Annotated in this window: 11 protein-coding genes and 1 tRNA gene; 10 read left to right on the top strand and 2 right to left on the bottom strand. The window is 65.4% G+C overall.

What is annotated here, in order from left to right:
* The first annotated feature begins 168 nt into the window (after positions 1 to 168).
* The 4 genes from WCJ52_RS06930 (at position 169) to WCJ52_RS06915 (ending at position 2,345) form a co-directional block, all read left to right on the top strand.
* Positions 169 to 963 (top strand): DUF2092 domain-containing protein, encoded by a 795-nt coding sequence (locus WCJ52_RS06930; protein ID WP_336902574.1) that lies wholly within the window; start codon positions 169 to 171, stop codon positions 961 to 963.
* An 11-nt stretch (positions 964 to 974) separates the two neighbouring features.
* Entirely contained in the window at positions 975 to 1,568 is a 594-nt protein-coding gene (locus tag WCJ52_RS06925) for a DUF6515 family protein (RefSeq protein ID WP_336902573.1), read from the top strand.
* Positions 1,569 to 1,673: 105 nt separating this feature from the next.
* Complete coding sequence (gene rraA / locus WCJ52_RS06920; protein ID WP_336902572.1) at positions 1,674 to 2,156, top strand: ribonuclease E activity regulator RraA; 483 nt, start codon at positions 1,674 to 1,676, stop codon at positions 2,154 to 2,156.
* Positions 2,157 to 2,255: 99 nt separating this feature from the next.
* Positions 2,256 to 2,345 (top strand) — tRNA-Ser (locus WCJ52_RS06915).
* Positions 2,346 to 2,846: 501 nt separating this feature from the next.
* Here WCJ52_RS06915 and WCJ52_RS06910 read toward each other — a convergent pair.
* Positions 2,847 to 3,545 carry a TetR/AcrR family transcriptional regulator gene (locus WCJ52_RS06910; protein WP_336902571.1) on the bottom strand — a complete coding sequence of 233 codons (699 nt, stop codon included), beginning with the start codon at positions 3,543 to 3,545 and terminating at the stop codon, positions 2,847 to 2,849.
* Between the two features lie 171 nt (positions 3,546 to 3,716).
* Here WCJ52_RS06910 and WCJ52_RS06905 point away from each other — a divergent pair, with 171 nt between their 5' ends.
* The 6 genes from WCJ52_RS06905 to WCJ52_RS06880 all read left to right on the top strand — a co-directional run bounded on the left by WCJ52_RS06905 (position 3,717) and on the right by WCJ52_RS06880 (position 13,199).
* Positions 3,717 to 5,936, top strand: coding sequence for a TonB-dependent receptor (locus tag WCJ52_RS06905; protein WP_336902570.1), 2,220 nt, complete (start codon positions 3,717 to 3,719; stop codon positions 5,934 to 5,936).
* Positions 5,937 to 6,035: 99 nt separating this feature from the next.
* Positions 6,036 to 7,514 carry an MFS transporter gene (locus WCJ52_RS06900; RefSeq protein WP_336902569.1) on the top strand — a complete coding sequence of 493 codons (1,479 nt, stop codon included), beginning with the start codon at positions 6,036 to 6,038 and terminating at the stop codon, positions 7,512 to 7,514.
* Entirely contained in the window at positions 7,507 to 8,460 is a 954-nt protein-coding gene (locus WCJ52_RS06895; protein WP_336902568.1) for an alpha/beta hydrolase-fold protein, read from the top strand. Before WCJ52_RS06900 ends, WCJ52_RS06895 begins: the two co-directional genes overlap by 8 nt.
* The gene (locus tag WCJ52_RS06890; RefSeq protein WP_336902567.1) at positions 8,457 to 9,602 is read left to right on the top strand and encodes a M14 family metallopeptidase; all 1,146 of its coding nucleotides are present in this window, start codon (positions 8,457 to 8,459) and stop codon (positions 9,600 to 9,602) included. The genes WCJ52_RS06895 and WCJ52_RS06890 overlap by 4 nt, the downstream gene beginning before the upstream one ends.
* A 910-nt stretch (positions 9,603 to 10,512) precedes the next feature.
* Positions 10,513 to 12,039, top strand: coding sequence for a DUF1800 domain-containing protein (locus WCJ52_RS06885; RefSeq protein WP_336902566.1), 1,527 nt, complete (start codon positions 10,513 to 10,515; stop codon positions 12,037 to 12,039).
* Positions 12,036 to 13,199, top strand: coding sequence for a DUF1501 domain-containing protein (locus WCJ52_RS06880; protein WP_336902565.1), 1,164 nt, complete (start codon positions 12,036 to 12,038; stop codon positions 13,197 to 13,199). Before WCJ52_RS06885 ends, WCJ52_RS06880 begins: the two co-directional genes overlap by 4 nt.
* A 139-nt stretch (positions 13,200 to 13,338) precedes the next feature.
* On the opposite strand, the gene WCJ52_RS06875 is transcribed toward WCJ52_RS06880, so the two are convergent.
* Positions 13,339 to 13,612: hypothetical protein (locus WCJ52_RS06875; RefSeq protein WP_336902564.1), on the bottom strand; the 274-nt coding region annotated here is incomplete at its 5' end.

Below are 13,612 nucleotides of genomic sequence, written 5' to 3'. Positions count from 1 at the left end.
CTCAGCTGACCCCCTCCGGCCCGCTGCGCGGTCCACCTCCCCCTGGGGGGCGGAATTGCGGCGCGGCCATAACCGACGCGGATAGGGCTCTTGCCAATTGACCAATATCGGACAGCGCTCGGCGGGCGCAGGGTGCAGGCTGGTTTTGCAACCACAACAGGACATCCGATGGCTCTCCTCCGAAACCTGATACTGGCGGCTGCGGTCGCCAGCGCGGCGGCCCCCCTGGCCGCCCAGGCGGCTACGCCCGCGAAACCGGCCAAGGCCGCAGCGGCTCCCGCACCGGCTGCAGCACCGGCGCTGGATCCCGACGCCGCCGCAGCCCTCGACCGCATGGGCGCCTACCTGCGCACCCTGAAGAATTTCGACATCCATGTCGAAAGCAGCATCGACAGCATCCTGAACAACGGCCAGCGCATCCAGCTGGACCGGATGGTCGACTACGCCGTCCAGATGCCGAACCGCCTCACGGCCCGGCTCGAGGGCCCGCAGGGCGTGGTCAACGCCACCTACGACGGTGCCGCCTTCACGGTGGCCGGCCAGGATGGCTACTACGCCCAGGCGCCCCTGACCGGCTCGATCGGCAACCTGCTGAGCAAGGCCTACACCGCCTACGGCATCGACTTCCCCCTGCAGGACCTGTTCCGCTGGGGCGACGCCTCTTCGGTGACGGAAAAGCCGACCGAGGGCTTCAAGGTGGGTTCGGCCAAGGTGGGCGGCGTCCTGACCGACCACTACGCCTTCCGCCAGCCGGGCGTCGACTTCCAGATCTGGATCGAGCAGGGCGACAAGCCCCTGCCCCGCAAGATGGTCATCACGTCCCTGACCGACGCGGCCCAGCCCCAGTATACGGCCCTGATCCGGTGGGACCTTTCGCCCCGCCGCACGGACGGCCAGTTCACCTTCAAGCCCGCGCCCGGCGCGAAGCAGATCCGGTTCCGCGACGAACCGGCCGCGAAGTGAGGAGACCCAACATGCGCATCCGATCCCTCCACCTGCTGGCGCCGGCCCTGGCCCTGGCGATCCTGATCCCGGCCGAAGCCCTGTCCCAGGCACGGGCGGGCGCCGCCCGCGGCGGTGCACCCGTCGCCCGGGCCGCCGTCGGCCCCGGGCCAGCTCAACGCGCCCAAGGCCCCCGGGACGTCCGGTCGTCGGCCCAGAGAAGCGTCAACCCCCAGGGTCGCGGCAATGTGAACGGCAGCAACGTCAATATCGGCAGCGGCGGCAACAATGTGGTGGTCAACAATGGCCGGCCCGCGAACCAGCGCCGCTATGGCGCCCCGCCTCCGGGTTACCGCTCCGGCGGCTACTATTACGGCGGCGGCTACTACTATGACGACGACGACAACGAGTTCCTGGAGTTCTTCGGCAAGGCCGCCGTGGTGACTGCCGGAGCCGCCATCGTCGGCTCCATCGTCACCGACAAGCCCACCGAGAGCAACGGCAGCGACTGCCAGGAGCAGATGTCGGGTGGACAGGTCTACCTGTACTGCAACGGCAAGTACTACCAGCCGGTCCAGACCGGCGGCGGTACCGGCTATCAGGTGGTCAACCCCCCGCCGAAGTAGGCGGGACGCGCCGGGCGAAGGTTGGGCGCAAACGACTGGCTGCGGGCCGGGAGGCGGAGCATAGTTCCGTCGCCCGGTCCGACCCGGCCGAACTGGAGACGCCCCATGACGACCCTCGCCGATCTCTGCGACGCCTACGAGGACGTGATCGAGGTCTGCCACGTCACCTTCCGCGACTTTGGCGGACGTGTGGCCTTTTCCGGCCCGATCCGCACCGTCCGCTGCTTCGAGGACAACGCCCTCGTCAAACAGGCCCTGTCCGAGCCCGGCGAGGGCGCGGTGCTGGTGGTGGACGGCGGCGGCTCCCTGCGCCGGTCCCTTTTGGGCGACAACCTGGCCGCCGACGCCGTGAAGAACGGCTGGTCCGGGGTGGTGGTGTTCGGCGCCGTGCGCGACACCGCAGAGCTGGCCGATATGGACCTCGGCATCAAGGCCCTGGGCACCTGCCCCATGCGCACGCTTAAGCGCGGCGAGGGCCTGCGCGACGCCCCCGTCGCCTTCGGCGGCGTGGTCTTCGTGCCCGGCGACATCCTCCATGCCGACCCCGACGGCCTGGCCGTGCTGCCGGTGGACGAGGAAGAGGCCTAGACCCCGCCCTTCGCGCGCGCAGGCTTGCCTCCGCCCGGCGCCGTCGCTAGTTTCCGCGCCTCGCACTCACTGGTGCCTTTTCAGGTGCCATTCCTCGTCGGAGAGGTGGCTGAGTGGTCGAAAGCACCGCACTCGAAATGCGGCGTACCTTTACCGGTACCGTGGGTTCGAATCCCACCCTCTCCGCCATCGCCCCTAGCCACAAATCTCTCTGTGGGCCGGGCGGTGCCAGAAAATCCCGTTGTATTACAGGGTTTCTCCGGACTGGCTCCGGACTGCACTTCCGGGGAAACGGGCGGATTTCTCTCTGATGGAGCTGATACTCTCCAGACCTCCGCACCGTGGCGATTTGGTGCGGCTCTGAAAACATCAGTTATTTCAGTAGGATTCTAAGTCGTCAGGCCGGCGGGTTTGCCAACGCGACGCCATCCGAGACAAACCCAGAACGAACCATAGGCACCTTTCAGTGGGGCTGTTTACGAGCGGTTCTCTCGAAAGGTCCGCTATGGGGCGCGACTGCAACGGGGAGAATCGACCCTTTGCGGACCTTGAAAGCGAAGCGGGGTAACGTCGCGTCCTGACTCTAAGCAGACATCTGGGACTTCAGCCCTAGGTCTGGCGATAGTCCGGTCTCGACATGCACGTTGCGATGAAACGAACTTCGGCCAGAGAGTATGGTAGAGGATCCGGTCAGGCGGCGCCCTTGGCGCCCATCCGCAGGCGTTCCGGCAGCAGTTCCGGATGTCGGCCGGCAAGGCGAATGAGTGATTTCCAGTAGCTAACGAGCTCCTCCGCCTCCTCGCGGTCAAATCCGATCGCGAGCTGCATCGCCAGTCCGTACATCAAGGTGTTCGACAGGGTGCGACTGAATTCTGCGGCGCGAACCTCGTCGCCGGCTTGTTCCCCGAGGTGGAGGACCCACTCCTTTACAGTGGCTTCGTTCGTCGCGAAGGACGGCCCCGTCTCGTCTCGCAGTTCCTGGTCGCTGCGCCGGGCGAGCATGATTTCAAGGACCGCCGCGAACTCCGGCTCCTTGACGACGGACCAGGTCGTATCGAAGACGCTTCCATACTTCTTCCATGGGTCGTCAATGTGATCGGCCGCGGCGCGGTAGGCCTCGATCCGCTTCCGCGCCAGCTGGTCGACAACCGCGGCCATTAACTTCGCCTTGGTGGGAAATTGATGCTGCAGAGACCCGAGGCTCACGCCGGCTGCGCTGGCGATGGCCTTTATGTTGGCCGCCGAGTAGCCCCCCTCATGCAGAAGGCGGATCGCGGCGGCGAGCACCTTGTCGCGGGTCTCAGCACTGCGATCCGCTTGCGATCGACGCTCGCGGACGGCCTTGCCTTTCCCCGCTGTCGCCCTGATGGAGCGCGTGTCTGATGTCATTGAGCGCCTCCCTATCGGTTTGGCCTATTGCGATGCTGTGACGGTCTTTGAACAGCGCATACCCTACACAGGGGCGCAACGAACAGTCCCGATGAAGCCCATTTACAAGTAATACATATTGCATGTAGCGTCTCCGACAACAGTCGTAAACGACAGCCGGAGGGGACGGAAATGCGTAGGGGAATTCTCTGTAGCGTAAGCGCGATCGCGATGTTGGCGGCGGCTCCAGCCTGGTCGCAAACGGCGCCGGCTCAGCCGTCGGCCCAGGTCGACGAACTCATTGTCACCGCCCAGAAGCGTGAGGAAAAAAGCCTCGACGTCCCGATGGCGATCACGGCGATCAGCGGTGAGACCCTTCAGGCGACCCAGTCTTTCCGCATCGAAGACTTCGCGGGAAAGATCCCGGGCCTGAACATCATCGGCGTCGGCGGGTTCGGCACCCAACTCGTGATGCGCGGCCTGACGACGGGCACCTATTCGGTCAACAGCTCAACGGCCGCCTACGTTGATGAGACGCCCTATTCGTCGAACGGAAGCACCGGGCTATCGGCCTTCATCGCGCCCAATCTCGACAGCTTCGACATGCAGCGCGTCGAAGTTCTCAAGGGGCCGCAGGGCACGCTCTACGGGGCAAACGCCCTGGGGGGGCTGATCAAATATGTCACAAACGCGCCCGATCCGACCGGGTTCGCGGCAGGCATCGACGCAACGCTGACATCGGTTGATGGCGGTGGGAGCGGCTACAACCTCCACGGCATGCTGAACCTGCCAGTGTCCAAGAATTCCGCGCTGCGACTGGTTGCCTATGACAACAACTATCCCGGGTTCATAGATGACCCCACGCGGGGCCTGTCCGAAATCAACGAAGCCTCCGTCAAAGGAGGGCGGGCGTCCTTCCTGTACGAGCCCAGCGACACATTCTCGATCCGCCTGAACGCCGCCTACCAGAAGCGCACGTGGGACGAAGCGAATGTCGTGGATGTTAATCCGGGCAGCCTGTCACTGAAGACCGGAGCGCGGACCTACACGTCACTCGTGGGCGATCCAGGTGACGTCACCAACCAGCTCTACAACATCACCGCCAACTGGGACCTGGGCTTCGCCAAACTTCTCTCGTCGACGAGCTACGTGAAGTACCAGAGCTACCTCGGCTCCGACGTGAGCCAGTCCTACGGCGCCTATCTGTCGGCCGTGGTGTTCCCCCTGTTCGGCATTCCGCCCTACGGCCTGACGATCCAGCAGAATTCCGGGATGGAAGCGACCATCCAGGAGCTGCGGCTTTCCTCGAACGGCGATGGATCGCTCCAGTGGCAGGTCGGCGGCTACTACGCCAAACAGGACGGCTACGTGAACCAGGACACGTATCTGGTGGACCTGGCCAAGAAGACCATCCTGTTCAAGTCACCCTATGCCCCTCTGGACACGGGCGGCTTCTACAACACCCAAAGCTATCGGGAGTATGCGGTCTACGCCAATCTCGACTACCAGATCGCTCCGACCTTCGATGTTTCCCTGGGCGGCCGCTACAGCGACAACAGCCAGGAATTCCACGAGAACGGCTTTGGCCTGCTCGGCGGCGGGATCGTGCTCAACCACCCCAGCTCGGAAGGCGTGTTCACCTATTCGGCGGATGCGCGCTGGCGCCCGACGCCGGATCTGATGATCTACGGACGTATCGCGACGGGCTTTGTTCCGGGCGGCGGCAACAACGTGCCGATCCTCGCTCCGTCGACCCTGCCGCGCAGCTACACCTCTTCGACCACCACCAACCTGGAAGGCGGGATAAAGGCCCGCCTCCTTGATGGCCGTATGACGTTGGAAGTGTCCGCCTTCAGTATTGCGTGGCAGGATATCCAGATCGCGGCCTCGTTCGGGGGCGTGTCGACGACGCTCAACGGCGGTGCGGCCCGTAGTTCGGGTGTCGAATGGAATATTGGCGCCACGCCTCTGGCCGGTCTGAGCCTGAATTTGAACGGGGCCTACACCGACGCCCGACTGACCGAGAATCTGCCCGCCAGCGTCAACGGCCTCGACGGCGATCGACTGCCCGGTTCCCCCCGCTGGAGCACGTCGTTCAGCGCCAACTACGAACGCCCGCTGACCAGCGCATTGAGCGGCTTTGTCGGGCTGGACTGGCGCTATGCCGGTGACCGCGAGGGTGAATTCACGGCGACGGGGCCGCGTCAGCGGATGTCCAGCTATGACATGCTGGACCTCCGTGTCGGGGTCGCCGCGGAACGGTGGAAGTTGACGGCGTTTGTGAAGAATGTCGGCGATGAACTGGCGATCAGCTCGGTCTCCAGCAGCACCCTGGCCGGCGAGTTCGGCCCGCAGATGGCCAACATCTATCAACCGCGGACCTATGGCCTGACAGTCACCGCAGACTTCTGAGCCTTTATGCGTGCGGCGCGCCAGGAACCGGTCAGGCGCGCCCGACCGCGCTTCACGCCGCCCGATCGTATCGACCCTTGAGTGGGCAGAAAGACATCGATGAGTGATCCAGCGCCCTCGTCGGGCCGGCGCCTGCCGCTTCTGACGAAAGTCTCCTACGCGATCGGCTCAATCGCCTTCGGTCTCAAGGCTGTGGCGATCGGCGTCGTCATGCTGTTCTACAATCAGGTGCTCGGACTGCCTGCGCTCTGGGTTTCCATGGCCATCGGCGCGGCCCTGATCGTCGACGCCATCGCCAGTCCGGTCATCGGCCAGGTGTCCGACATGTGGCGGTCCAGATTGGGGCGGCGACATCCGTTCATGTATGCCGCGGCCTTGCCGGCTTCGCTGGCCGTCTGGGCGTTGCTGAACCCGCCGCAGGGTTGGACCGGCACGGCGCTGGCCGCGCACATGACCAGCTGCATTGTCGCCGCCAGGGTCTCGATCGCCCTCTTCGAGATCCCTAACGCGTCGCTGCTCCCCGAGCTTGCGCCGGGCTACGACGACCGCACGGTCCTGTCCGGTTACAGGAACCTGCTCTTGATCGTGGTTCCGGTCATCATGATCGTCACGGCGCTGATCCTGTTTCTCACGCCTTTCGTCAATGACCATGGCCAGCACATGCCGGGCCAGCTCAATCCGGCGGGCTATGCCAGATACGGCCTGGCGCTGGCGATCATGATCTTCCTGTCGATCATGGTGTCATCGCTCGGAACGCATCGTGAGATCCGACATCTCAGCCAGCCCGAACGCCATCCGTCGGTGGCGGCCTTGTTTGCGACCATCGCCACAACGCTGCTCAACCGGAATTTTCTTGTGCTCACCATTTCGGGCGTCATCGCAGGCGTCGGGACTGGCCTGGTCGGTGGACTGACCGACTACTTCAACACTTTCTTCTGGGAGCTCAGCGCCCGCCAGATCTCGGCCCTCACGGGCGCGGTTGGCCTCTCGCCCTTCGCCGCCGTGGCGATCGGGCCCCTATTCGCTAAGCGCTTTGGCAAGAAGCCCGCGCTGCTTGGGACCTTCACCCTGTCGCTCATCGCGGGAATCCTGCCGGTCAGTCTGCGATTGCTGGGACTTCTCCCCCCCAACGGGAGCCCGGTCATTCTTCCGCTCCTGGTCGCCGACGCTTTCTTCGCCTGCACGCTGGTCATCGTCGGGTTGATTATCCTCACCTCGATGATGGCCGACATTGTCGAGCAGGTTCAGACCCAGACCGGGAGACGGTCAGAGGGATTGCTGTTCTCCGCCGACACCATGCTCAAGCAGATCGTCACCGGCGTCGGCGCAATGGGGACGGGCCTGATCCTCCAGTTCGTGCATTTCCCGGAGAAGGCGGTGCCGGGCCAGGTTCCACAGGAGATCCTGACGCATCTGGCGACGATCTACCTGCCGATCAACGCCTCGACGAGCCTGCTTTCGATCGCTGTGATTTCGCTCTTCTCAATCACCCGACAGGACCATGAGCGCCACCTGGCCAACATCGCCGGCCTAGCCGTCACCGAACCCGAGACTGAAAATGAGCTCCCACGTGTCTGACCCGACCACGACCTCCAGCGAGCACGGGCCCAAGCTTGGGCAGGGACGTGCGGTGACCGTGCCAGGCGCCGAGTATTTTGATTTCACCTCCCGGATCACGGGCCGGGAGCACCGGCTGTTCATCTCGGTTCCGGCCGGAGACCCTCCTCCGGAAGGGTTTCCGGCGTTCTACATCTTCGACGGCAACGGCTGCTTTGCGACCGTCGCAGAGATCATGCGGAGCCGCGCGCCCGCCGACGGTCTGCGACCAGCGGTCGTGGTGGCGATCGGCTATGCGACCGATGACCTGATGACTGCGATGGCCCTTCGAATGAAGGACCTGTCGACACCGGCGACGCCGGAATGGCTCGCGGCGTTGCCATTCGCGATCCCGGGATTGACGGCCGATTTGACCGGCGGCCTTGATGACTTCATCCGGGTGGTTGAGGAGGAGATCCGCCCTGCGATTGCGCGTCTTGCGCCGACCAACCCTTCCGATCAGACCGTTATGGGTCACTCGCTCGGAGGGCTTGCAGTCCTTCGCATACTGTTCACCCGGCCGGCCATGTTCCGCACGTTCGTGGCGTCCAGTCCGTCCATCTGGTGGTCGGATCAGGCAATCCTGGCCGGCGAACAGGCGTTCCGGGAAAAGGTCGAAGCTGGGGAGGTGTCTCCAAGACTTCTCATCGACGTCGGCGGCCGCGAGCAGACACCCGACTCCGGCGCACTGCGCCATTTCAAGACTATGGCGGAAGCTCAGGCCTCGGCGGACTTCTGCGGCATGGTCGAAAACGCGCGGGCGCTGGGGCAGCGGCTGGGATCCTTAAAGAGCGGCCACGGATATGTCGCCGAGACCGTCGTCTTCACGGATGAGGGGCATGTCTCGGTGCTTCCGGCCGCTATCAGTCGCGGTCTGCAGTTTGCCCTGGGCGTCGACGTCGCATCCGGGCCGACGGACGCCCGATGACCCTTGCCGAGTCTCAGCAACCCGGTCTGGCCTCGGCGGCTTCCGCCGGCGGCGGATACAATGTCGCGGACAGCTTTTCGGTCGATTATGGCCAAGGCAGAACGCGGTTCCAGACCTTCGCGCGGGAGTGCGGCGGGCTGCTCGAAGCGATTGAACACCCTGAGCCGGGGCCGGACGGCGCAAGGCTGTACTGCGATACCGCCTGGTTTGGCCCCCGCAGCGCCGAACGGGTGCTGGTTCTGATCTCGGGCACCCACGGAGTCGAAGGATTCTGTGGCTCCGGCGCCCAGGTCGATCTCCTGCGGCGGCGACAGCCGGCCCGGTTGCCGGACGGCGTCGCCGTTCTCATGATCCACGCCATCAATCCCTACGGCTTTGCCTGGCTCAGCAGGGTCACTCACGAGAACGTCGATCTCAACCGCAACTGGGTCGATTTCGCTGGGCCGCTGCCTGTCAACGCCGGCTACGACGAATTAAGCGCCAGCATCTGTCCTGACACCTGGTCTGACGGGACGCGCGCCGAACTGGACGCCGCCATGAAGCGGCTGGCCGGTCGGGTGGGCGCATCGGAGATGGAGCTGTCGCTGACCCGCGGCCAATATGATCACCCCAGGGGCATCTACTACGGCGGGACGGCGCCGACCTGGTCGCGCAAGGCGCAGACGGAGATCTTCAGCACCTATCTGCGCCAGGCTGGTCGGATCGCCATCATCGACTACCACACAGGGCTTGGCCCGAGGGGCTTTGCCGAGCAGATCGTCACCCAACCGCGGGATGCCGCCGCCTTTTCGAGGGCGCGGTCCTGGTACGGCGCGGCGGTCACATCGACCTGTGACGGCAGCGCCGCCTCCGTGCCGATCGAGGGAGACGGCCTCAGCGCCGCAGCGGCCCTTCTTCCCCATGCCCAGGTGACCGCCATGGCGCTGGAGGTCGGAACGCTCAGGAGCGACCAGGTGCTGCAGGCCGTGATCGCCGACAACTGGCTCCGCGCCCGGGGCGATGTCGGATCCCCCCTTGGGCGGTTGATCAAGGCCCAGATCCGCGCGGCGTTTTACTGTGATCATGATGACTGGAAGGGCATGGTCGTGGGTCAGTCCATGCTCGCCTGCCGTCAGGCCATCGCAGGGCTCCTACAGGTCTGACTGGGCCGCCGTAGCCAGCGCCCCATGATGTCCGAGAAGGCCGGGCTACAAGAGCCATAGTGCCCACCAATGGACGAACTGGACGAGGCCTCCGCGCGTCTTGGTAATGTCCGCTTCTGGCCATAGCGGCCGTCGTTCACGTGCGAGCCAACGTCCGCTTCCCACCCTTCTCTGACGTTGGGAGAGTCCGCTTGCGGGCGTTCATCTGGCGCCAAGTGCCAGATCTATCCAGTAGCGGCCGAGCGGCGGGCCGCTCGCCTCGCGCTAACTTCAGCTAACCCAACCATACAAGACGCGTCCGACCGCCATGAGCCGCCTCCGCTTCTCTAGGGCGTCACCACGCCGGTAGGCCTGCTCGGCGGCGTCGCCGATACTGTGGGCGAGGGCGGCCTCCGCGACTTCGCGGGGGTGGCCTATTTGCCGCCAGGGGGCAGGGGCCGCGCATACGATGCGAAGGCGCTGCTGCTGGCGGTAAGGCTGCCCATAGTGTTGGATATGTTGGTGGGCATAAATCCAGAATTGATTTTATACGCGAAAAAGCAACAATCTTTAGCGGAGCACCCTCTCCGCCCCCCCCTCCGCCACAAATCTCCCTGAGCCCGTGATGAGGCCGCCGGGGACAACCCGGAACGGTCCGCAGGGGAGCCTCCAGCCACCTGTGGGATGCATTCAGACGCTTGAGTCCGGCAGTCTGCTGACTGCCCTATCGGTCTAAGGTCCGCTTCCAGGCCTGGGCCCAAACGGGGAGAAAGACCCCTGGCGGACTTGCCTGGGAGCCCGTCCGGGGGTCTGGCCCTGGGGCTTAGCGGCCAGCGCGGGCTGCAGGTTCAATTGCAGTGGGGCCTCACGCGCGTTTCGACGGAATGCGGGCCCGTTCTCGTTTTCTCTGTATCGAACAGGATTGGATCGGATGCGCACCCTGCCGCAAGACGCGAACCGCCTGAACGCGGCCATCGCCCTGACCCGTTTCGGGATGGGAGCGCGGCCGGGAGAGATAGACCGCGTCGCCGCCAATCCCCGCGAATGGCTGGAGGCCCAGGTGCGAGTTTCTGGCGCTGCGGTGCCAAGGGGCGAGTTTCCGTCGTCCACCGACCAGGTGCAGGCCCTCCTTGCCTATCGCCAGGACGTCCCGGATCGCCCCACGAGCCGACGGGAAGCCGGGGCCGGCCCGGAGGCCGCGATGAAAAATTCCGCGGCGGTGGGAGGCAACCGCCCGACAGACCCCGCCGGTCAAGCCGCCTTCGATGCGCGCCGGGAAAGTCGCCAGGCCTTGACCCGTGTCGCCGCCGAAGCCTTCCTGGCGCGGGCTCAGCTGGCCACCACGACGCCCGACGGGTTCGCCGAGCGCTGGGCCCTGTTCTGGGCGAACCACTTCACGGCATCGGCGACCAAGTTCCAGTCGGCGATCTTCGTGGACGCCTACGAACGCGAGGCGATCCGGCCTCATGTTTTCGGCCGGTTCGAGACCCTGGCGCTGGCCGCCGAACAGCATCCGGCCATGCTGCTCTATCTTGATCAGGCTCAGTCGGTGGGACCCAACAGCATTGCGGGCAAGCGACGAAACGTCGGTCTGAACGAGAACCTGGCCCGGGAGATCCTGGAACTGCACACCGTCGGCTCAGATGCTGGCTACAGCCAGGCCGACGTCACTGAGTTCGCGCGCGCCCTGACCGGCTGGTCAATCCCGGCCGAAAGGGACGGCGGCGGCGGCGGAGGGGGTCGCGGCGGCGGTCGCAGGGGCCGGGCCATGGCCCAGGCGCTCGCGGGCGAAACGGGCCAGAACGGCTTCGTCTATCGCCCTGTGGTGCATGAGCCCGGCGAGCGAAGGGTCCTGGGCCGTCGCTATGCCGACAGCGGGCGGCAACAGGGCGAGTCCGTCCTGAAGGACCTCGCCAATCGGCCCGAGACCGCTCGGAGACTGGCCCGGAAGATCGCCGCGCATTTCGTGGCGGACGTGCCGCCTGCGGCGCTTGTCGCTGCGCTTGAGAGAGCCTGGACGACGTCGGGTGGCGACCTGTCCGTCGTGGCGCGCGCCCTGATCGCCGCGCCCCAGGCCTGGGAGCCCGCCCCCGCCAAGTTCAAGACACCCTATGAGTTCATCGTCTCGGCGCATCGCGCGTTCGGCACGGAGCCCCGGCAGGTGCTGCCGCTGCGACAGGCCATGCTCGCCATGGGTCAGCCGCCACAGAGCGCCCCTTCGCCGGAAGGCTGGCCAGATACGGCCGCCGACTGGGCCGGGCCCGACGCCCTGGTCAAACGGCTGGACTGGTCGCGCACCACGGCCAGTCTGGTGCAGGCCGCCGACCCGAATGCCACCGCCGCCGCCGCCCTGGGATCCCGGCTGGGCGAGCGCACCCGCCAGGCTGTGTTGCGCGCCGAGAGCCGACCCGAGGCCTTCACCCTGTTCCTCATGTCGCCGGAGTTTCAGCGCCGATGACCCGTTCCCTCGATCTCACCCGTCGCTTCCTGCTGGGGGCCTCTGCCGCCGGCGTCAGTCTGGCCTTCGCCGGACAGACCGGAGCCCAGAGCGCCGCCGGGCCCCGGAACAAGCTGGTCGTCGTCATCGCTCGAGGGGCCATGGACGGCCTGTCCGTGATCGTGCCCCACGAGGACGCCAATTACCGCCCCCTGCGCGGCGCGCTGGCGATCGAGGACAGCCTTCCATTGTCTGACGGCTTCGGTCTGCATCCCTCCCTGGCGGGGCTACACGCCCTCCATGGACAGGGCCAGATGCGGTTCGCCGCGGCTGTCGCCATCCCTGTTCGGGTTCGTTCGCATTTCGATGCACAGGATGTCCTTGAGAACGGCGGCGAGGGTCTCAGGCAGCAGACTGACGGCTGGCTAAACCGGGCGCTGGCTGCCACCGGCGGATTGAAGGGTCTGTCGATCGGGGCGCAGACACCACTGATCCTGCGAGGGTCAACGGCCACTTCCAGTTGGGCTCCGGGCGGGAAGACAGGGTCTGAGGGCCGTATCGCGTCTCTGCTGCAGGACCTCTATGTCGAGGATCGCCTGCTGGCCGAGAACCTGGCGGCGGGCTTGCAGACGGAGGCCCAGGCCATGGCGATGGGCGGCGATGCCCGCCTGGCCCGGAACGACATCGCGGGCCTGGGTCAGGCGATCGCCCGGTTGATGGCGGGACCTGACGGGGCGGACGTGGTCGCCCTGTCGGTCGATGGCTGGGATACCCACGCACGGCAGGTCAGCCAGTTGCAGGCGCGCCTGACAGGGCTGGATCAGGTGGTTTCGGGCTTGCGCACCGGCCTCGGCGAAGACTGGAGCCGGACGGTCGTGGTCATTGCCACCGAGTTCGGCCGAACGGCGCGCGCCAATGGCACCGGCGGTACGGACCACGGCACCGGGTCAGCCATGCTGATGGCCGGTGGGGCCCTGAAGCCGGGTGGCATGATCGGCGATTGGCCCACCCTCAACGACAACCGACTGTTCGAAGCCCGCGATCTGGCACCGACAGCTGACGTGCGCTCGGTGTTTAAAGCGGTCCTGCGCGACCACCTGGGCGTCGGTCGAGCCGCCCTCGAGAACAGTGTCTTCCCTGCAAGCGCAGGCCAAGCGCCCTCGCAGGAGGGGCTATTCTGAGACCTGCAGGGCCCGATCGCGGACGTTCATCTTGCACCCTGTGTCAGGTCTATCCAGTCGCAGCCGGGTCAAGGTCGGTTCAGGTTCATTTTAGGCCGGCCGGTGGCGCTCGGGTTTAGCCCTATCCGGGTCGAGCCGTTCACTCGTGCTCGCCGTCCGGTCGGCGCCCGGCACCGTTGAACAAGGACGGCTTGACCTTCGCAGCCGTATAGGTCGCGACAGTAATGCCCGCGGCGCCGATCAACACCGAGTGGCCGATAATGTTAGCAAAAGCTGTCGTATAACTCCCAATCGCGATTGAGAAGCTTATCGCCCACATAAAGCCCAGGGCCTGAAAAATATAATGCCTGAGAGACACGTCTTTGATGTGCCGGAGTGGGCTTTTGCTGTGATCAAAGATGAAATTCCATCCG

The organism is Phenylobacterium sp. (assembly GCF_037138395.1).
Classification (GTDB): Bacteria; Pseudomonadota; Alphaproteobacteria; order Caulobacterales; family Caulobacteraceae; genus Phenylobacterium.
Note: the sequence above shows the minus strand (reverse complement) of the source record. Positions and strands in the feature narration are given on the sequence as shown.